This is a genomic window from Streptomyces sp. NPDC020422, from assembly GCF_044386705.1.
Lineage (GTDB): Bacteria > Actinomycetota > Actinomycetes > Streptomycetales > Streptomycetaceae > Streptomyces.
Genome location: NZ_JBIRVJ010000010.1, coordinates 163,163 through 182,450, shown reverse-complemented (window position 1 = coordinate 182,450; position 19,288 = coordinate 163,163). Strand labels below are relative to the sequence as shown.

Below are 19,288 nucleotides of genomic sequence, written 5' to 3'. Positions count from 1 at the left end.
TCCTAGGGCTGCAGCGTCAGGGTGTCCTTGGTGGCGGTGTCGACCGCCGCCTTCCCGTACGCCCAGTCCAGCAGCTCGCCCTTGACCCACTTGTCGGTCTGGTCGGTGTAGTGGCTGTTGAAGGCGTGGCCGGAGGCACCGGAGAGGTTGATCCAGCGGGACTTGTCCCAGTCGCCGACGTTGACGACCATCCGCATCGAGGGGACCCAGATCACCTCGTAGCCGCCGGCCGCGTTCCAACCGGTGGCGTCGACCGCCGCCTCGCCGCCGCCCAGGTTCCACGGCCCGCGGTTGAGCAGCGACTGCACGAAGCCGGGGCCCGCGGTGCCGAGGGTCTGGTTCTTCAGGGTCAGCTGGTGCAGCCGGCCCCAGCTCCAGGTGGAGACGTCCTTGCCGAGCTTGGCGGTCAGCTCCCAGCGCGCGTCCTTCATCGCCTGGGCGAGCAGCTGGTCACGGGTCTCGGTGGCGGCGTTCAACCGGTCGCCCGGCGTCTTCCACCACTCGTTCTTCTCCTGCTTGAGCAGCGGGCGGACCACCTCGTACCAGCGGTCGCCGCCGTCCGGCTGGGCGGAGTCGGCGTCGCGCTCGCCGCACTCGCGGACCAGCTTGTTCTGCTCGTCGATCGGCCCGGTGGCGTCGACCCGGCGCACGTTGATGCACTCGCCCTCGACGCGCAGCTCCTTGGGCAGCTTGTCGCCGAAGGCCAGCTTGAGGACGTTGCGCCAGACCGCGTTGAAGTACGCGGCGGCCGCCGAGTCCGGCTCCTGGGTGTAGTCCCAGCCCTCGAGCAGCTTCTGCGCCTCGCGGACGTACGGGTCGGAGACGTCGATCTTCAGCAGCAGCGGGTTGAGCAGCGTCGCGATCTCGCTGCGGTTGTCCATCTGCATGGTCTGCATGTCGTCCGGCGAGATCTTGCCGCCGTCCTTGATCTTCGACTCGATCAGGTCGTTGATCCGCTGGCTGCGCGAGCCGTAGCCCCAGTCCTTGGTGAGGAGGTAGGGGTACTTCTTCTCGTCGACGACGGCCTGGTTGGCGGTCACGACGTAGCCGCGCTCCGGGTCGTACTCGTAGGGCAGCTCGTCGAAGGGGATGTAGCCCTTCCAGTCGTACGAGGAGTCCCAGCCGGGCGCGGGCATGGTGCCGTCGTAGCCCTTGGTGCGGACCGGGATCTTGCCGGGCGACTGGTAGCCGATGTGGCCCTCGGTGTCGGCGTAGATCATGTTCTGGGACGGGACCTCGAAGTCCTTGGCCGCGGCGCGGAAGCTCTTGAAGTCCTTCGCGCGGTTGAGCTCGAAGACGGCGTCCATCGACTTGCCGGGCTGCAGCGCGGTCCACCGCAGCGACACTCCGTAGCCGGTGCCGCGGTCGGGGGCGGCGTTGCCGACGGGGGCCTGCCGGCCGACCTTCTCCAGCTCGGTGGAGCGGTCCGAGAGCAGCGGGCCGTTGTCGGTGGAGCGGATGGTGATGGGGCGGTCGGCGCCGCCGGCGACCTTGATGGTCTCCTCGCGGGTCCGGAACGGCTTGGTCTTGCCGTCGACCACGTAGCCCTGCTCACCGACCTTCTCCAGGTAGAGGTCGGTGACGTCGGCGCCGAGGTTGGTGAAGCCCCAGGCGATGGAGTCGTTGTGGCCGATGATCACGCCCGGGGTGCCGGAGAAGGTGTAGCCGGCGACGTCGTAGCGGCAGGTGGCCGAGACGGAGCGGCAGTGCAGGCCCATCTGGTACCAGAGGGACGGCAGCATCGGCGCGAGGTGCGGGTCGTTGGCGAGCAGCGGCTTGCCGGAGGTCGTGTACTTCCCGGAGACGACCCAGGAGTTCGAGCCGATGCCGTTGCCGTTGGGGCCGATCAGCGCGGGGATCTCGTCCAGGGCGTCGGAGAGCGCCGCGAGCTGCGCCTGGGTGCCGCTGAGGGCGTCGGTGGCGCTCGTGCCGCTGCCGTTGCCGCGTGCCTCGGCGGCGGGGTCGAACTTCCCGGTGATCTTGTCGACGGCGCCCTGCGTGACGATCGGCTGGTGGATCTCGTACGGGTAGCCCGGGTAGAGGTCCTTGATCTGCTGCGGGGTGAGCCGGCTGGTCATCAGCGAACGGTCGATCTCGTCCTGCATGTTGCCGCGCAGGTCCCAGGCCATGGCCTTGAGCCAGGCCACCGAGTCGACCGGGGTCCACGGCTCGATCGTGTAGTCCTCGGTGAAGGCCAGGGCCGCGTACTCGACGGAGATGTCGGACGGGTCCCGGTCCTTGAGATAGGCGTTGACGCCCTCGGCATATGCCTGGAGATTCTTCTTGGTGTCCGCCGACAGGACCTTGTCGTACTCCTGCTGCGCGACCTGCCGCCAGCCGAGCGTGCGCAGGAAGGCGTCGGTGTCGACCTGGCTCTTGCCGAACATCTCGGAGAGGCGGCCGGCCGTCATATGGCGGCGGACGTCCATCTCGTAGAAGCGGTCCTGCGCCTGGACATAGCCCTGGGCGCGGAAGAGGTCGGCCTCGTTGTCGGCGTAGATCTGCGGGACGCCGTAGGCGTCGCGCTTGACCTCGACCGGTCCGGAGAGCTTGTCGATCCTGATCGTGCCCGTGGTCTGCGGGAACGAGCCCCGGACGGTGCTGACGCCCCAGTACGCCCCGTATCCGATGCCCGCGACCAGAGCGAGGACCAGGACGAGGACGATCAGGCGGGCACGCCGCCCCTTCTTCTTGGCGGGGGGCGCGGTCGTGTTGGAGGGCATCGCTGTCCTTCGAGGGGCAGGGTGGTCCTGGAGTACGGGAGCAACCTTAGGCGCAGCGTCCGGAGGGCCTGGACGCGGTGTCAGGAAGAAGACCGTACCTATACGCACGGTTGTGCGAGATAACACCAAGGAGGCGTCAAGAAAACGTTAAAGATTAGGTAAGGTAACGAAGTGTCGGCGCTGGAGGAACGATCCAGCTGCACGTGAGGGGAAGGATCGGCCACTGACTGTCCACCAGCTCAACGAACTCCTGCTCATCTGCTCGCTCGTACTGCTCATCGCTGTCGCAGCGGTGCGGATCTCCTCCCGGAGCGGGCTCCCCAGCCTGTTGCTCTATCTCGGGATCGGGGTCGCCATCGGGCAGGACGGCATCGGCAACGTCGCCTTCGACAACGCCGAACTGACCCAGGTGATCGGCTACGCCGCACTCGTGGTGATCCTGGCCGAGGGTGGCCTGGGCACCAAGTGGAAGGAGATCAAACCCGCGTTGCCCGCGGCGGTCGTGCTGTCGACCGTCGGCGTCGCGGTGAGCGTGGGCATCACGGCCTCGGCCGCGCACTACCTCGTCGGCCTGGAATGGCAGCAGGCCCTCATCATCGGCGCCGTCGTCTCCTCCACCGACGCCGCCGCCGTCTTCTCCGTACTGCGCAAGGTGCCGCTGCCCTCCCGCGTCACCGGTGTCCTGGAGGCCGAATCCGGCTTCAACGACGCCCCCGTCGTCATCCTCGTCGTCGCCTTCTCCACCGTCGGCCACGTCGACGCCTGGTACGTCCTCGTCGGCGAGATCGCCCTGGAGCTCGCCATCGGCGTCGCCGTCGGCCTCGCCGTCGGCTTCCTCGGCGCCTACGGCCTGCGCCACGTCGCCCTGCCCGCCTCCGGCCTCTACCCGATCGCCGTCATGGCCATCGCCGTCGTCGCCTACGCCGCCGGCGCCCTGGCCCACGGATCCGGCTTCCTCGCCGTCTACCTGGCCTCGATGGTGCTCGGCAACGCCAAGCTGCCCCACGCCCCCGCCAACCGCGGCTTCGCCGAGGGACTCGGCTGGATCGCCCAGATCGGCATGTTCGTCCTGCTCGGCCTGCTCGTCACCCCGCACGAGCTCGGCAACGACTTCTGGCCGGCCATCGTCATCGGCCTCGTCCTCACCGTGGTCGCCCGCCCCATGGAGGTCCTCGTCAGCCTCCTTCCCTTCCGCATCCCCTGGCAGGAGCAGGCCCTGATGTCCTGGGCCGGCCTGCGCGGAGCCGTGCCCATCATCCTCGCGACCATCCCGATGGTCTCCGGGATCGAGGGCAGCGAGCGGATCTTCAACATCGTCTTCGTGCTGGTCGTCGTCTACACCCTGGTCCAGGGCCCGACCCTGCCCTGGCTGGCCAGGGCCCTCAAGCTGGGCGACTCCGCCGAGGCGGCCGACCTCGGCGTCGAGTCCGCCCCGCTGGAGCGGCTGCGCGGACACCTCCTCTCCGTCGCCATCCCGGCGAGCTCCAAGATGCACGGCGTCGAGGTCGCCGAGCTCCGCCTCCCCGCCGGCGCCGCAGTCACCCTCGTCGTACGGGAGGGCGCGAGCTTCGTCCCCGGCCCCGCCACCGTGCTGCGCCGCGGCGACGAGCTCCTCGTCGTCGCCACCGACCCGGTGCGCGACGCCACCGAGCGCCGACTGCGGGCCGTCGGCCAGGGCGGCAAGCTCGCCGGCTGGCTGGGCACCGGCGGTGCCACCACCGTCACCGCCCCGGACCGCCGCCGAGGCCCCTTCCCCAACCCGTTCCGGCGAACATCCGGTTAATCCCAGGCATTAATTCAGGTGCGCGGGCGTTTTCCCAGGCGGGAAGGCGCCCTTCCCTGTACCATGAAGGCACACTTGATCGAACCAACTCTGCCTGACGCAGAGCTGGCGCGACCGTATGGCGGCCGCGGCGCCCTCGCAGTGGGGCCCGGTATCTACCGCAGTTCCGCGCATGAGGACAGCTCTCGGCGACACCCGCACCACCGTGCTCGGGCCCGCTACCAGGCGGCAGAAAGGCATGGACCGTGGCGTCCACGGTCGTCTCCGAGAAGCGGCCCGGGTACGGGCAGCTGCTGCGCACCCCTGGAGCTCTCTCCTTCCTCCTGCCGGGCTTCGCCGCCCGACAGCCCTTCGCGATGCTGACCATCGGCATCGTGCTGCTCGTCCAGCACACCACCGGTTCCTACGGCAGCGCCGGCGCCGTCGCCGCCGTCACCGGCGTCTCGATGGCACTGTTCGCCCCGCAGAGCGGCAAGCTCGCCGACCGCTTCGGGCAGCGGGCCGTCCTCATCCCCGGTGTGCTCATCCACACCGCCTCCGTCTCCCTTCTCGTCGCACTGGCGCTCTCCGGCGCCCCGCTGTGGGCCCTGTTCCTCGCGGCCGTCCCCTCCGGCGCCTCGGTGCCGCAGGTCGGGCCCATGGTCCGGGCCCGCTGGGCCGCCAAGCTGGACGGCACGCCCCTGATGCCGACCGCCGCCGCGTTCGAGTCGGTCACCGACGAGTTCACCTTCGTCGTCGGCCCGGTCCTCGCCACCGCCCTGTGCACCGGAGTGCACCCGGCGGCCGGCCTGATCGCCGAGGCCGCCCTCACCCTGGTCGGCGGCCTGTTCTTCGCCGCCCAGCGCGGCACCCAGCCGGCCTTCGGCCTGACCGCCGCCGCCGGCCAGGCAGGCGGCGAGCCGCACCGCTCGGCCCTGTCCATCCCCGGCGTCCGTGTCCTCGCCATCGCCTTCCTGGGCATCGGCTCGGTCTTCGGCGGCATGCAGGTCTCGCTCACCGCCTTCACCGAGGAGATCGGCAACCCCGGCGCCAACGGCCTGCTGTACGGCGTCTTCGCCGCCGGCAACATGCTCGCCGGCATCGCCATGGGCGCCGTCGCCTGGAAGATCGGCCCCCGCCGCCGGCTGATCCTCGGCTACGCCGGCCTCACCGTCGCCGCCTCCCTTCTGTGGTCCGCACACTCGGTCCTGCTGCTCGGCGCCCTCGGCCTGGTCGTGGGTCTGTGCATCGCCCCGGCCCTGATCACCGGCTACACGATCGTCGAGACCCTGGTCCCGTCCTCGTCCCGCACCGAGGCCTTCACCTGGCTCACCGGCGCCGTGGCCCTGGGCCAGGCCGGAGCCGTCACCGTCGCCGGCCGGCTGGCCGACGCCCACGGCGCGAGCACCGGTTTCCTGGTGCCGATGGCGGGCACCGTGCTCGCTCTCGTCACCCTGGTCGCCCTGCGCTCGCGGCTCCAGCCGCGCACGCCGGGCCGCGTCGCCGCGCGTGGCATCGGTCACCGAGTCCCCGTGACGGTGGACTGAATCCGCGGAATACGTCACTATGGATCGTCGTTAGCACTCGATGAGTGTGAGTGCCAGGAGGAAGACAAGTGCCGACCTACCAGTACCAGTGCACCGAGTGCGGCGAGGGCCTCGAGGCGGTGCAGAAGTTCACGGATGACGCTCTGACCGAGTGCCCCAGCTGCAAGGGACGCCTGAAGAAGGTGTTCTCGGCTGTCGGCATCGTGTTCAAGGGCTCCGGCTTCTACCGGAACGACAGCCGCGGCTCGTCGTCCAGCAGCTCGCCGGCTTCGTCGAAGTCCTCTTCGACGTCGTCCTCCACCTCGTCGTCTTCGTCGAGCAGCACGTCCGCGTCTTCGTCTTCGGACTCGAAGCCGGCGGCCTCGTCGAGCTCCACCTCGGCGGCCTGATCCACCTTTCTCGCGAGTGCCCTGTCGATTCCTTCGGCAGGGCATTTCGCGTAGTGCGGGGCGGCTAGGGTGACCGCCATGACGAGCGACGTGTTCGCAGACATCGGCGTGATCGGCGGCTCCGGGCTCTACTCCTTCCTGGACGATGTGACCGAGGTGCCGGTCGACACCCCGTACGGCAGCCCCAGCGACTCCCTCTTCCTCGGCGAGGTCGCCGGCCGACGGGTCGCCTTCCTACCCCGGCACGGCCGCGGCCACAGCGTGCCGCCGCACCGGATCAACTACCGCGCCAACCTCTGGGCCCTTCGCTCGGTCGGCGTCCGGCAGATCCTCGGCCCCTGTGCCGTGGGCGGCCTGCGCGAGGAGTACGGCCCCGGCACCCTCGTCGTACCCGACCAGCTGATCGACCGGACGAAGAGCCGCGCGCAGACCTACTTCGACGGCGAACCGCGCCAGGACGGGGCCGTCCCGAACGTGGTCCACGTCAGCTTCGCCGACCCCTACTGCCCCGACGGGCGCAGGGTGGCCCTGAAGGCCGCCCGGGGGCAGGGCTGGGAACCCGTCGACGGCGGAACCATGGTCGTCGTCGAGGGTCCCCGTTTCTCCACGCGCGCCGAGTCGCGCTGGCACGCGGCCGCGGGTTGGTCGGTAGTCGGCATGACCGGCCACCCCGAGGCCGTGCTCGCCCGGGAACTGGGACTCTGCTACACCTCCCTCGCACTGGTGACGGATCTGGACGCGGGCGCGGAGACGGGGGACGGCGTCTCGCACTCCGAGGTACTGCGTGTGTTCGGCGAGAACGTGGGCCGGCTGCGCGATGTGCTCTTCGACGCGGTGGGCGCGCTCCCCGCGACGACCGACCGGGACTGCCTGTGCACCCGGGCCCACGACGGGTGGGACCTGGGCTTCGAACTGCCCTGACCTCGCGGCGGGGTGAGACGCCGTGCGGACCGGACTGCATCAAGCGTCGCGGACGGCCCGGCACGGCGGCAATCGCTCGCGGGAGTGAGGAAGTTGTCCACAACGGCCTGCCTGTCCACAGGCCCGAGCGGGATCGCGGCGAGGGCGGGATGGTGAGTGCGGTTCGCCGGACGGTCCGGCGGACGGCTCCACTCACGACAGGCGGTACCCGCGATGACGACAGACTCCTGCCTCCCCCACACCCGCGCCTCGGTGCCCGCGCCGTGCGGTGTTCCGCAGTTCGATCCGCTGCGCGTGCGCGGCGGGAGGCTGCGGCTGCGCCGGGCGCTGCGGCGCAGGCGCCGGGCCCCGGCCGTGGTCCTGGCGATGACGGCCGCCGCGCTCGCCGCGGCCGGCGCGGCGGGCGCCGACGACCTGGTCGGCCAGCCGCCTCCGCGGCCCGCGGCGCAGGAGCGGCACCGGCCGCCCGCCGTGCCGCTCGTGTCGGCCCCGGTGCGGATCGCCGACGCGGAGACCGTCCGGCTGCTGCGGCCCGGGGACCGGGTGGACGTGATCGCCGCGCCCGTCCCGACGCCGGTCGGAGGCGGCGGCAGCGCGGAGGCCCGGGTGGTCGCCTCAGGCGCCCGAGTGGCCGAAGTGCCCAGCCCGGGCGAGACTCGTTCGGACGGTGGGGCGTTGGTCGTCCTGTCCGTTCCACGCCCGACGGCCATGGCGCTCGCCGGTGCGGGCATGACGTCCCAACTGGCGGTGACGCTGTGCTGATTCGCACTGACGGCCTGTCAAGTCACCGTCCCGTGTGTACGGATTGGACGCCTCTGCGCCGATCGCGGCGTAATGGCTCCGCACACTGCACACAAGACGAAGGGCACCATGGTGAGCGCGAAGAAGGAAAGCGTGCTGGAGGGCTTCAAGGCCTTCCTCATGCGAGGCAATGTCATCGACCTGGCTGTCGCGGTCGTCATCGGTGCCGCGTTCACCAACATCGTGAACTCGGTGGTCAAGGGCATCATCAACCCGATCGTCGGCGCCTTCGGCACCAAGAACCTGGAGAGCTACAAGTCCTGCCTCAAGGACCCGTGCCGGGTCGTGAACGGCGAGATGCAGGGCATCCAGCTGGAGTGGGGCCTGGTCCTCAGCGCCATCCTCAGCTTCCTCATCACCGCGGCCGTCGTCTACTTCCTGATGGTGCTGCCCATGGCCAAGGTGCTGGCGAAGCGCGCCGCGCACGACAAGGCGAAGGAAGGCGTCCAGGAGACGCTGGAGGTCAGCGAGCTGGAGGTGCTCAAGGAGATCCGCGACACCCTCGTCGCGCAGCGCGGTCCGTCCTCCGGCGCCGGCACGGGGGCGCACCCCACCTCCTGACCGACGGCTCGCGTCGGCGTCAGAGGTGGTGCGGCGGCTTCTCGTCGAGGAAGCGCGCAAGGTCGGCGGCGCTGTCGCCACCTGCTGGAGGCCGCTCGCCCCACCCGCGGTCCGTGTCGTCCGCGGATTGCTGGTCCAGCGGATCGTCGAAGATCAGTGCCGGCCTGGGTTGGGGGTCGATTCGAGAGTCGGACTGCTTCGCTGTTCGCGATCCGTGGGCGGGGGCGGTGCTCATGTCTTCAGGGTACGCCGGGAGCACCGCCCCGTACCGGGCCGATCCGGAGCCTTCTCAGCGGTCCTTCGGGTCGAGCGCCCACAGGCCGAGGACGACGAGGAAGGACAGGACCAGGAAGCCCGCCCCCCACCAGGCGGTGCCGGTGTCGCCGGCCATCCACTCGTCGACCACGATCGTCAGGCCCCACAGCTGGCCCACGACCACGGTGAGCGCCAGTGCCAGCCGGGCGGTGAGCTTGGAGGAGCGTTCGGGCTCCTGCTCGGTTCCGGCGCCTGGGCCGGGGCCGGTGTGCCGGATCCGGGGGTCGCCGTAGCCGCTGGTGGGCCTGATCTGGGGGTAGCGCTCGTGGACCGGGCGGTTGAGGCGCCGCTGGGTGCTGCCGGGGGTGTAGGCGGGCCGGGGCGGGAGGTCCGCGGGGGCCTCGGGCCCGCTGCCCGGGGCGGCAGGGTCCTTGGGGAACAGGTCGTCGGTCATGTCCGGCGGCTCCTCTCCACGGTGCTGCCGAGCGGGCTGCCGCCGGCGGCGCCCGGGCAGCCGAGGCGCCCGGCCAGGTCGGGCCGTTCCTCGCCGAGCTGTCGGCAGAGGCCTTCCTGGACGCTTTCGCCGGAGCGCGTGGTGCCCACGGCCCAGACGCTGCCGTCGGCGTCCTCGACCAGGAGCACCTTCGGCAGCGGCCGGGGCGGCGGGCCGGCGGTGACCTCTCCGGTGCGGGCGTCGAAGACTCCCTCGTGGCAGGGGCAGTACAGCTCGCCCTCGCTCCCCCGGTCCTTGCGCCAGAGCACGGCGCAGGCGAGGTGGGTGCAGACGGCGGAGTAGCCGGCGAGGGTGCCGTCCTCCAGCCGGACGGCGACGGCGCGGTCGGCCTCCTCCGGGTAGCGGAAGGCGACGGACTCTCCGGGCGGGATCTGGTCCGCGATCTTCTTGGGCCGGGGCGCTCCGTCGGCGTCGCCGTGCCGGTGCAGGATGCCGGAGGCGACGGCGACGCCGCCGACGGCCAGGCCGCCGGAGACGGTCGCGACGATCCGGAGGTAGTCGCGGCGGGTGGTGAGCGAGTCGGCGGAGATGCGGTCGCGGAGGGCGGCCTGGGCCGCGTCGGGGGCTTCGGCTTCGTTGTCGGAGGGCTGCTCGGTAAGGCTCATCGGACGTCCACTCCGTTGACTTCGACGATGGGCAGTCCGCCGGGGACCGGCCACTGGACCTTGTCGGCGGGGACGACCATCGCCACGCCGGTGGAGACGGTGGTGGACCCGAAGGTGAAGGAGTCGGCGACCTGGACTCCGGGGCGTTCGGCGCGCAGCTCGTCGAGGGTTCCGTAGAAGAGGGCGCCGGTGGGGCAGACGGTGGCGCACATGGGTGCCAGGCCGTAGGCGGTGCGGTCGTAGCAGAGGTTGCACTTCATCTGCAGCTTCGCCTGGAGGTCGATCTTCGGGACGCCGAAGGGGCAGGCGTTGACGCAGTTGGCGCAGCCGATGCAGCGGGTGGTGTCGGCCTGCTGCACGACGCCGTCGGCGGTGACCAGGATGGCGTCGGCGGGGCAGACCTCGGCGCAGGGGGCGACGGGGTCCTCGCAGTGCATGCAGACGGTGGGAAGGGAGGCGACGGAACGCCCCTCGTCGGGGTAGTCGAGGTGGATCATCGACTTGCCGCGGTGCGAGTCGCACTCGCGGCAGGCGGACACGCAGGCCTGACAGCCGATGCAGCGGCCCGGGTCGATGAAGATGGTGCGGCCCATCATGTGCGGCGTCAGCTCCTCTCCGAGGTGCCACGGCCCTGGGGGGCCGTGGGGGGCAGGGGGTCGACGCGGGAGACCTGGGTCTCCGGGTAGGCGACCTGGCCGGGTGCGGTGGGCGGGGCCGGGACCTCGTCGATGCGTTCGGCAGGCTCGACGCGGGCGGCGCAGACCTTGTACTCGGGGATCTTGGAGCGGGGGTCGAGGGCGTCGATGGTCATCGCGTTGGCGGCGGTGGGCACCGGCCAGTGGTAGGGGACGAAGACGGTGTCGGGGCGGATGGCCTCGGTGACCAGGGCGGGGAAGACCTCGCTGCCGCGGCGGGTGACGACGCGGACGGGGTCGCCGTTGCGGAATCCGAGGGAGGGGTGGACCTCGACCCAGGGGCGCGGGGTCTGCTCGACGAGGGCGCCCAGGCGGCGGGTCTGATTGCCGGAGAGGAAGTGGGCGACGGTGCGTCCGGTGGTGAGCGAGAGGGGGAATTCCTCGCTGTACGGGTCCATGGGCGGGTGCCACTCGACGACCTGCATATGGATCTTGCCGTCGGGGTGGTAGGTCCGGCCGTCCTCGAAGAGGCGGGGGGTTCCCGGGTGCTCGGTGTCGGGGCAGGGCCAGGCGATGCCGCCGGTCTCCTCGAGCCGCTCGTAGGTGATGCCGTAGTAGTCGTTGACCGTGCCCGCGGAGGCGATGCGCAGTTCCTCGAAGACGGAGCGGGAGTCGGGGAAGTCGAACTTGTCGCCGGCGCCGAGCCGTCTGGCGAGTTCGCAGATGACCCAGGTGTCGGTGCGGACGCCGGCGGGGGGTTCCTGGGCCTTGTTGTGTTTGACGACCCGGGCCTCGGCGTTGGCCATGACGCCCTCGTCCTCGGCCCAGACGGTGACGGGGAAGACGACGTGGGCGTTGGCCGCGGTCTCGGAGAGGAAGAAGTCGAACTGGGCGTGGAACTCGGCGGTGTCGTACCCGTCCTTGACCGTGGCGTAGTTGGGGAGGGAGACGAAGGGGTTGTTGCAGATGCCGATGAGGCCGCGGATCTCGCGGCGCTGCATCTGCCAGACCATCTCCATCATGGAGGTGCCGGCGGGTGGGAGTTCGGACTCGTCGATGCCCCAGATCTCGCAGATCTGGCGGCGGTGCTCGGGGTTGGAGATGGAGCGGCCGCCGGGCAGCAGATCGGACTTCTGGCCGTGTTCGCGCCCGCCCTGGCCGTTGCCCTGGCCGGTGATGGTGCCGTAGCCGGCGCCGGGGCGGCCGATGTTCCCGGTGGCGACGCACAGGTTGATGATCGACAGGCAGTTCTCGACGCCCTGGGAGTGGTGCTCGACGCCGCGGGCGTGCCAGGCCATGGCCTTGTCCGCGCCGGCGAACATGCGGGCGACCTGGACGATCTGCTCCTCGGGGACGCCGCAGATCTCGGCGGAGCGGGAGGGCGGATAGTCGGCGACGGTCTTCTTCACCTCGTCCCAGCCCGTGGTGTTCGCGGCGAGGTAGGCCTCGTCGGTGAGGCCCTCGGCGATGACGACGTTCAGGACGGCGTTGAAGAAGGCGGAGTCGGTGCCGGGCTTGAGGGCGACGTGCAGGTCGGCGGTGCGGGCGATGGGCGTCTCGCGCGGGTCGACGACGATGAGGGTGGCGCCGCGGTCCCGGGCTCCCCAGAGGTACTGGGTCATCACGGGGAAGCACTCGCCGACGTTGGAGCCCGCGATCAGGAGGCAGTCGGTGAGGAGGATGTCGGAGAAGGGGTTGCCGGCCCGGTCGATGCCGAAGGCCAGCTTGTTGGCTCCGGCGGCGGAGACCATGCACAGGCGCCCGTTGTAGTCGACGTGGCGGGTCTTGAGGGCGACCCGGGCGAACTTGCCGACCAGATAGGTCTTCTCGGAGAAGAGGCTGGCTCCGCCGAGCAGGCCGAAGGCGTCGTTTCCGTACTCGCTCTGGATGCGGCGGACCTCGGAGACGGTGAAGTCGAGCGCCTCCTCCCAGCTGACCTCGCGGAAGGGCTCGTCGCGGTTGCGCCGCATGAGCGGGGAGGTGAGCCGGTCGGGGTGGTTGACCTGCTGGTAGGCGTTGATGCCCTTGGGGCAGAGCCGCATCCGGTTGATGTCGTGGTTGCGGGGTTCGACGCCGAAGACCTTGCCCGCGTGGTCGACGCGCAGATACATGCCGCACTGCACGCCGCAGAAGCAGCAGTGGGTGGGGACGAGGGTCTCGCCGTTCTGGTCGGCGTGCCAGCGGTCGGCGGGGATGCCGCCGGCGTCGCGGAAGTTGCGGGTGCCGGGCGGGGCGACGGAGGGGTCGAGAGGCAGCGGTTGCCCGGGCTGCGCGTGCGTCACTTGAAGCCCTTCTTGACGTGGGTGAGGTAGGCGTTTCCGCGCAGGACGCGCTTGCAGCGGGGGCAGTACTCGGCCCATTCGTCGAATTCGAGCCGGAGGTCGCGCATGGTGCCCTGGAGGTTCTCGACGTAGGGGGCGGTGTCGATGGGCTCGGAGCAGCGGCGGCAGGCGAGGAGCCCCTCGGCGGTGTCCGCTCCGGCGGCGGTCCCGGCGACGGTTCCGTCCTTGCGGCGCGCGGTGTACTTGAACAGCTGCATGCCGACGGCGGCCGGCCGCTGGACGATGTGGAAGAACTTCCCGAACGGGATGTAGATGAGGGTGAAGACCACCGACACCATGTGCAGGATCGCCAGGAACTCGTAGCCGCCGCCGTGCAGGAAGATCGAGGAGAAGGTGAGCAGCAGGCCGGTCACCGAGATCACGATGAGGGCGATCAGCGGGACCAGGTCGTAGGCGAAGCGCTGGCCGGTGATGGCTCCGCGGTCCTTCATCCGGCGCCACAGGAAGTAGCAGGCGCCGGGGATGACGAGGACGGCGGCGATGTCCAGGCCGTGGAACATCAGCCAGCCGACGATGTTGAGCGAGTCGAAGCCGAGGACCTTGAAGCCCCAGATCCGCATCTCGTAGCCGGGGCCCGAGCCGGTGGACGAGGTGAAGGTGAACCAGCCCCAGGTCAGCGGGAAGGTGATCAGGGCGGCGAGCACACAGCCCCAGAAGATCAGCTGGTGGGCGGCCCAGCGGGCGTGCGAGCGGGCGCCGAGGAACTTCTGGAAGCCGAGATAGGTGGCGATCATCCTGGGCAGCGCGGTGGGCGCCTTGCGGAAGTTCTCGGCGGAGAAGAAGGCCCGCCAGCCCTGCTTGAACAGGCGCCGGGCACCGGGGGCCGAGACCCACACGGTGTAGCGGTAGGCGACGCCGAAGGCGAGGAAGACCGTGGCCACCGCATACGGCAGGAGGGCCGAGTCGAAGTCGCGCAGCAGCCGGCTGCCGAAGACGATCGCGAGGATCAGCAGGACGGAGACGACGACCCCGGCGAAGGTCGCGCGGCGGCGCACCTGGGCGGGGGTCTGGGGCGGCGGGTCGACGGGGGCGGTGGGCGTCCCGGCGACGGCCTGGGAGGGCGCGGGGGCCCGCGGGGGCTCGGCAGGGGCCTTGGGTGGCTCGGTCACCCGATCACCGTAGGGCGGTTCGTTCATTTTTGTCCTGATGTGAAACGCAGCCGGGTGAACACGTCACCCACGCGGCCCGGCCCCTTAGACGGCGTACAGACCGTGGGCCCGGAAGACCTCGCGTGCGGCGGCCACCTGCTCCGGAGTGGGCGAGGGAGTGCCGTGGAGGGAGAAGGGCTTGGCGAGTGCTCGCCACTTCGCTTCACCGAGCTTGTGGAAGGGGAGGATGTCCACGCGGGAGACATTGCCGAGACCCCCGGCGAAGGCGGCGACTCCCTCGATGTTGGCGGGGTCGTCGGTCAGCCCCGGGACGAGCACGAAGCGGACGTGGACCTCCTGGCCGAGGTCGGCGAGGCGGCGGGCGAAGTCCAGGGTCGGCCGCAGCGGCCGGCCGGTCACCTTCTGGTACGTGTCCGGGTCCCAGGACTTGATGTCGAGAAGCACCAGGTCGGTGTCGCGCAGCAGGGCGTCGGTCGCGCGCACGCCCAGGAAGCCCGAGGTGTCGAGGGCGGTGTGCAGCCCGAGCTCGTGCTTCATCCGGTGCAGCAGCTCGCCGGTGAAGACGGGCTGGAGCAGGGGTTCACCGCCCGAGACGGTGGCTCCGCCGCCGGATGCCGAGATGAAGCGGGTGTACTTGCTCGCTTCCGCGATCACGTCGTCGGCAGAGGTGCGCTTGCCGTCGCGCATCCGCCAGGTGTCGGGGTTGTGGCAGTACAGACAGGTCAGGGGACAGCCGGAGAGGAAGGTGACGAAGCGGGTGCCGGGGCCGTCGACGCCGGTGGACAGGTCCCAGGAGTGCACGGAGCCCTCGGAGGGCCGCTGGGTCGCCGCGGCGGCCGGGGTGGCCGGCGGGGTCGGCCTGGAGGGAAGGGTCGGAATGTCCGAGCCGAGGAGTACGGCCATGGCAGGGGCCTCCTGTCCGGGCGGAGGGGAGAGGGGTTTCGCGCGCGGCTCCGGGGCCCGGGTGAGGGTCGAGGGGTCGGGCCCCGGGGCCGCGCGGTCGGGGTGGGGCCGGCCGGTGAGGGCCGGCCCGGGGGCTACAGGGAGCCGTGGAAGGTGCGGTTGAGGACGTCGAGCTGCTGCTCGCGGGTGAGGCGGACGAAGTTCACCGCGTATCCGGAGACCCGGATGGTGAGCTGCGGGTAGTTCTCCGGGTGCTCCATCGCGTCCATCAGCACATCCCGGTTGAGGACGTTGACGTTCATGTGGAAGCCGTCGCTGGCCATGTAGCCGTCGAGGACACCGGCGAGGTTCCTGATGCGCTCCTCGGGGGTGCGGCCCAGGCCGTCCGGGGTGACGGTGTTGGTCAGCGAGATGCCGTCCTCGGCGTCCTCGTACGGGAGCTTGGCGACCGACAGGGCCGAGGCGACGTAGCCGTGGGTGTCGCGGCCGTTCATCGGGTTGGCGCCCGGGGAGAACGGCTCGCCGGCGCGGCGCCCGTCGGGGGTGTTGCCGGTCTTCTTGCCGTAGACGACGTTGGAGGTGATGGTCAGGACGGACTGGGTGTGTTCGGCGTCGCGGTAGGTCGGGTGCTTGCGCACCTTCCGCATGAACTCCTCGACCAGCCACACCGCAATCTCGTCCGCGCGCTCGTCGTTGTTGCCGTACGCCGGGTACTCGCCCTCGATCGCGTAGTCGGTGGCCAGGCCCGTCTCGTCGCGCAGCGGGGTGACCTTGGCGTACTTGACGGCGGCCAGCGAGTCGGCGGCCACCGAGAGGCCGGCGATGCCGCAGGCCATGGTGCGGCGCACGTCGCGGTCGTGGAGCGCCATCTCGATGCGCTCGTAGGCGTACCGGTCGTGCATGTAGTGGATGACGTTCAGGGCGTGGACGTAGACGCTCGCGAGCCACTCCATCTGCTCGTCGAACTTGCGCATGACCTCGTCGTAGTCGAGCACGTCGGAGGTGATGGCACCGGTGTCGGGGCCGACCTGGGCGCCGGACTTCTCGTCGCGGCCGCCGTTGATCGCGTAGAGGAGGGTCTTGGCGAGGTTCACGCGGGCGCCGAAGAACTGCATCTGCTTGCCGACCGGCATGGCCGAGACGCAGCAGGCGATGGCGGTGTCGTCGCCGAAGCGGGGCCGCATCAGCTCGTCCGACTCGTACTGCACGGAGGAGGTGTCGATCGAGACCTTGGCACAGAACTCCTTGAAGCCCTGCGGAAGTCGCGGCGACCAGAAGACGGTCATGTTCGGCTCGGGCGCCGGGCCGAGGTTGTAGAGGGTCTGGAGGTAGCGGAACGAGGTCTTGCTGACCAGCGGACGCCCGTCCTCGCCCATGCCGGCGATGGACTCGGTGACCCAGGTCGGATCGCCGGAGAACAGCTCGTCGTACTCGGGGGTGCGCAGGAAGCGGACGATGCGCAGCTTGATGATGAAGTCGTCGACCAGCTCCTGGGCCTGCTCCTCGGTGAGGAGACCGGCTTCGAGGTCCCGCTGGAGGTAGACGTCGACGAAGGTGGAGGTGCGGCCCAGCGACATCGCGGCGCCGTTCTGCTCCTTCACGGCGGCGAGGTAGGCGAAGTACAGCCACTGGATGGCCTCGCGGCCGGTGCCGGCCGGGCCGGAGATGTCGTAGCCGTAGGAGGCGGCCATCGCCTTCAGCTCGCCGAGGGCGCGCATCTGCTCGGAGAGCTCCTCGCGCAGCCGGATGGTCTCCTCGAGCGAACGGTTGCCGGCGGGGAGGACGTCCAGCTCGGCCTTCTCCTCCTTCTTCACCGCGATGAGGCGGTCGACGCCGTACAGGGCGACCCGGCGGTAGTCGCCGATGATGCGGCCGCGGCCGTAGGCGTCGGGGAGCCCGGTGACGATGCCGGCCTTGCGGGCGGCGCGGATCTCGGGGGTGTACGCGTCGAAGACACCGGCGTTGTGGGTCTTGCGGTACTCGGTGAAGACCTTCTCCAGCTCCGGGGAGACCGGGTAGCCGTAGGTCTCCAGTGCGCCGGCGACCATCCGCCAGCCGCCGTACGGCATGATCGCGCGCTTGAGCGGCGCGTCCGTCTGGAGGCCGACGATGAGGTCCTTGTCGCGGTCGATGTAGCCGGGGGCGTGGGCGGTGATGGTGGACGGGATGTCGTGGGCGACGTCGTAGACGCCCTTGGCGCGCTCCTCCGGGAACTTGTCCGTGATGGCCTTCCACACGGCGGTGGTCCGCTCGGTGGGGCCGGCGAGGAAGGAGTCGTCGCCCTCGTACGGCGTGTAGTTCTGCTGGATGAAGTCGCGGACGTCGATGGCGTCGCGCCAGAGGCCGCCCTTGAAGCCCTTCCAGGCGCGCTCGTTCCGCTCGTTCAACGTCGCTTCAGCAGGGGTCGCAGTCACTGCCCGCACCGCCTTCTCGATCACTCGAAATAGCCTCTTTGCTTGTCTCCATTCCACGCCTTTTGATCGATCACTTGGGGCGGCATTGGTCACCAGTCGATGGCCGTAGGTCCCGTTTCGGGAACGGGAAAAGGCCCCGCCTGGGCGGGGCCTTTTCCCAGGGCCTCTCCGAGGGGCCGAGGGCGCCGGTCAGCTGGGGGCCTCGGCGCCCTTGCGGGCGTAGAACCACCAGGTCACGACCATGCAGCTGGCGTAGAAGGCGACGAATCCCCACATCGCGCTGGTCACGGCCACCGAGCCGAAGAGGGCCGGGATGAAGAAGAAGCCGTAGGCCGCGATGGCCGAGGTGAAGCCGGTGACCGCGCCGGACTCCATTTCCGCCTGCTTCAGGGCCCTGGCGTGCTCCGGGGTGCCTTCCGTGAGCCCCTTCAGGTGGGTGCCGCGGAATATGACCGGGATCTGGCGGAAGGTCGATCCGTTGCCGATTCCGGAGAAGAAGAACGCGGCGAGGAAGCAGAGGAAGAAGCCGTAGAAGGAGCCGCCGTCACCGCCCGAGGGCAGGAAGTTGATCACGCCGATGATGGAGACGGCCATGCCGACGAAGGACAGGATCGTCACCCGCGCACCGCCCCACTTGTCCGCGATCCAGCCGCCCGCCCACCGGGCCAGGGCGCCCACCGCGGGGCCCATCCAGGCGTAGGTGGCGACCGAGTAGTCCGGGAAGGTGGTCTTGATCAGCATCGGGAGCGCCGCGGCGAAGCCGATGAAGGAGCCGAAGGTGCCGACGTAGAGCCAGGTCATCAGCCAGTTGTGCTTGCGCTTGAAGATGATCTTCTGGCGGCTGAACGGCGTGGACGCGACCTTGAGGTCGTTCTGCCCGAACCAGGCGACGGCGGCCAGGACCAGCAGCACGGGCACCCAGATGAACGCGGCGTTCTGCAGGTAGACCGGGGTGCCGTCCGCCTTGTGCTGGGCGGACCCGACGGCGATCGTCGACCAGGTGATGACGATCGGGGTCAGCAGCTGGACCACCGAGACGCCCAGGTTGCCCAGACCACCGTTGATGCCGGTCGCGCTGCCCTTCCTGGCCTTCGGGAAGAAGAAGCCGATGTTGGCGAGGGAGGAGGCGAAGTTGGCGCCGCCGATGCCGCACAGCGCGGCGATCGCGACCATCACGCCGTACGAGGTCGACGGGTCCTGGATCGCGATGCCGAGCCAGATCAGCGGCACGATCAGCACCACGGTCGACAGGGCGGTGAAGCGGCGCTGGCCGATCATCGGGCCGAGGAAGGTGTAGAAGATCCGGGCCGTGCCGCCGGTCAGACCGGGGATGGCCGTCAGCCAGAACAGCTGGGAGGTGGAGAAGGAGAAGCCGACGTCCTTCAGGTTGGTCGCGGTGACCGACCACACCTGCCAGACGACGAAGGCCACGAGCAGCGCCGGCACCGCGATCCACAGGTTGCGGGCGGCGACCTTCTTGCCGATGGACTTCCAGAAGAGCTCGTTCTCGGGCTCCCAGTCGCTGATCGGCCGACCGGGACGGTACTGCTCCGCGTCGTACGAGGCGGGTGCCGGCCCGCCTGTCGTTCTGCTGTCCTGGGCTACGGAACTCATGGCGCTTCCCTGGGGTTTCTCGGGGTCTTGCTGAGGGGTCCTGCGGGAGGGTCCTGCGGAAGGGGCCTGGTGGGGGCCTTCCTTGGGGATCCGGTGGGGGATCCGATTGGGGATCCGGTGGGGGATCCGGTGGGGGATCCGATTGGGGATCCGGTGGGGATCCGATTGGGGATCCAGCCGGGTGTTCTGCTCT

The 19,288-nt window shown here is 70.1% G+C and carries 16 protein-coding genes; 6 read left to right on the top strand and 10 right to left on the bottom strand.

The genetic code is table 11. The features are described 5' to 3' along the window. Positions 1 to 2: 2 nt before the first annotated feature. Entirely contained in the window at positions 3 to 2,723 is a 2,721-nt protein-coding gene (locus tag ACH414_RS27050; protein WP_382541839.1) for a penicillin acylase family protein, read from the bottom strand. Positions 2,724 to 2,946: 223 nt separating this feature from the next. Here ACH414_RS27050 and ACH414_RS27045 point away from each other — a divergent pair, with 223 nt between their 5' ends. The 6 genes from ACH414_RS27045 (at position 2,947) to mscL (ending at position 8,704) form a co-directional block, all read left to right on the top strand. Next, positions 2,947 to 4,506: a potassium/proton antiporter gene (locus tag ACH414_RS27045; protein ID WP_382542229.1), complete on the top strand. Its 1,560-nt coding sequence runs from the start codon at positions 2,947 to 2,949 to the stop codon at positions 4,504 to 4,506. A gap of 245 nt (positions 4,507 to 4,751) precedes the next feature. Beyond that, entirely contained in the window at positions 4,752 to 6,032 is a 1,281-nt protein-coding gene (locus ACH414_RS27040; RefSeq protein WP_386566183.1) for an MFS transporter, read from the top strand. A gap of 68 nt (positions 6,033 to 6,100) precedes the next feature. Further along, positions 6,101 to 6,421, top strand: a complete 321-nt coding sequence (locus ACH414_RS27035) for an FmdB family zinc ribbon protein (RefSeq protein WP_382541834.1) — start codon at positions 6,101 to 6,103, stop codon at positions 6,419 to 6,421. Between the two features lie 78 nt (positions 6,422 to 6,499). After that, a complete protein-coding gene (locus tag ACH414_RS27030; protein WP_382541831.1) occupies positions 6,500 to 7,342 on the top strand; it encodes an S-methyl-5'-thioadenosine phosphorylase in 843 nt (280 codons plus the stop codon). Between the two features lie 213 nt (positions 7,343 to 7,555). Further along, positions 7,556 to 8,104 (top strand): hypothetical protein, encoded by a 549-nt coding sequence (locus tag ACH414_RS27025; RefSeq protein WP_398943690.1) that lies wholly within the window; start codon positions 7,556 to 7,558, stop codon positions 8,102 to 8,104. Between the two features lie 108 nt (positions 8,105 to 8,212). Further along, entirely contained in the window at positions 8,213 to 8,704 is a 492-nt protein-coding gene (gene mscL, locus ACH414_RS27020) for a large conductance mechanosensitive channel protein MscL (RefSeq protein WP_382541826.1), read from the top strand. Between the two features lie 19 nt (positions 8,705 to 8,723). Here the strand turns inward: mscL and ACH414_RS27015 are convergent, their stop codons facing one another. From ACH414_RS27015 to ACH414_RS26975, 9 genes are all read right to left on the bottom strand, one after another. After that, the gene (locus tag ACH414_RS27015; RefSeq protein WP_382541823.1) at positions 8,724 to 8,939 is read right to left on the bottom strand and encodes a hypothetical protein; all 216 of its coding nucleotides are present in this window, start codon (positions 8,937 to 8,939) and stop codon (positions 8,724 to 8,726) included. A gap of 54 nt (positions 8,940 to 8,993) precedes the next feature. Beyond that, positions 8,994 to 9,413 (bottom strand): hypothetical protein, encoded by a 420-nt coding sequence (locus ACH414_RS27010; protein WP_398943687.1) that lies wholly within the window; start codon positions 9,411 to 9,413, stop codon positions 8,994 to 8,996. After that, complete coding sequence (locus ACH414_RS27005) at positions 9,410 to 10,078, bottom strand: ubiquinol-cytochrome c reductase iron-sulfur subunit (RefSeq protein ID WP_382541817.1); 669 nt, start codon at positions 10,076 to 10,078, stop codon at positions 9,410 to 9,412. Before ACH414_RS27005 ends, ACH414_RS27010 begins: the two co-directional genes overlap by 4 nt. Beyond that, positions 10,075 to 10,674 carry a 4Fe-4S dicluster domain-containing protein gene (locus ACH414_RS27000; RefSeq protein ID WP_382541815.1) on the bottom strand — a complete coding sequence of 200 codons (600 nt, stop codon included), beginning with the start codon at positions 10,672 to 10,674 and terminating at the stop codon, positions 10,075 to 10,077. Before ACH414_RS27000 ends, ACH414_RS27005 begins: the two co-directional genes overlap by 4 nt. Positions 10,675 to 10,682: 8 nt before the next feature. Next, complete coding sequence (locus ACH414_RS26995) at positions 10,683 to 12,995, bottom strand: molybdopterin oxidoreductase family protein (RefSeq protein ID WP_398943684.1); 2,313 nt, start codon at positions 12,993 to 12,995, stop codon at positions 10,683 to 10,685. Next, complete coding sequence (locus tag ACH414_RS26990) at positions 12,992 to 14,191, bottom strand: MFS transporter (RefSeq protein WP_386566179.1); 1,200 nt, start codon at positions 14,189 to 14,191, stop codon at positions 12,992 to 12,994. The genes ACH414_RS26995 and ACH414_RS26990 overlap by 4 nt, the downstream gene beginning before the upstream one ends. 57 nt (positions 14,192 to 14,248) lie before the next feature. Next, entirely contained in the window at positions 14,249 to 15,067 is an 819-nt protein-coding gene (gene pflA, locus ACH414_RS26985; RefSeq protein ID WP_386566177.1) for a pyruvate formate-lyase-activating protein, read from the bottom strand. A 134-nt stretch (positions 15,068 to 15,201) separates the two neighbouring features. Continuing rightward, a complete protein-coding gene (pflB, locus tag ACH414_RS26980; protein ID WP_386566311.1) occupies positions 15,202 to 17,490 on the bottom strand; it encodes a formate C-acetyltransferase in 2,289 nt (762 codons plus the stop codon). A gap of 180 nt (positions 17,491 to 17,670) precedes the next feature. Continuing rightward, the gene (locus ACH414_RS26975) at positions 17,671 to 19,095 is read right to left on the bottom strand and encodes an MFS transporter (protein WP_382541804.1); all 1,425 of its coding nucleotides are present in this window, start codon (positions 19,093 to 19,095) and stop codon (positions 17,671 to 17,673) included. Positions 19,096 to 19,288: the final 193 nt, after the last annotated feature.

Excerpts from the sequence above, each read along its gene's own strand:
- ACH414_RS27050 (WP_382541839.1), bottom strand. The coding sequence starts at position 2,723 with ATGCCCTCCAACACGACCGCGCCCCCCGCCAAGAAGAAGGGGCGGCGT.
- ACH414_RS27030 (WP_382541831.1), top strand. The coding sequence starts at position 6,500 with ATGACGAGCGACGTGTTCGCAGACATCGGCGTGATCGGCGGCTCCGGG.
- ACH414_RS27025 (WP_398943690.1), top strand. The coding sequence starts at position 7,556 with ATGACGACAGACTCCTGCCTCCCCCACACCCGCGCCTCGGTGCCCGCG.
- mscL (WP_382541826.1), top strand. The coding sequence starts at position 8,213 with ATGGTGAGCGCGAAGAAGGAAAGCGTGCTGGAGGGCTTCAAGGCCTTC.
- ACH414_RS27015 (WP_382541823.1), bottom strand. The coding sequence starts at position 8,939 with ATGAGCACCGCCCCCGCCCACGGATCGCGAACAGCGAAGCAGTCCGAC.
- ACH414_RS27010 (WP_398943687.1), bottom strand. The coding sequence starts at position 9,413 with ATGACCGACGACCTGTTCCCCAAGGACCCTGCCGCCCCGGGCAGCGGG.
- ACH414_RS27005 (WP_382541817.1), bottom strand. The coding sequence starts at position 10,078 with ATGAGCCTTACCGAGCAGCCCTCCGACAACGAAGCCGAAGCCCCCGAC.
- ACH414_RS27000 (WP_382541815.1), bottom strand. The coding sequence starts at position 10,674 with ATGATGGGCCGCACCATCTTCATCGACCCGGGCCGCTGCATCGGCTGT.
- ACH414_RS26990 (WP_386566179.1), bottom strand. The coding sequence starts at position 14,191 with ATGAACGAACCGCCCTACGGTGATCGGGTGACCGAGCCACCCAAGGCC.
- pflA (WP_386566177.1), bottom strand. The coding sequence starts at position 15,067 with ATGGCCGTACTCCTCGGCTCGGACATTCCGACCCTTCCCTCCAGGCCG.
- ACH414_RS26975 (WP_382541804.1), bottom strand. The coding sequence starts at position 19,095 with ATGAGTTCCGTAGCCCAGGACAGCAGAACGACAGGCGGGCCGGCACCC.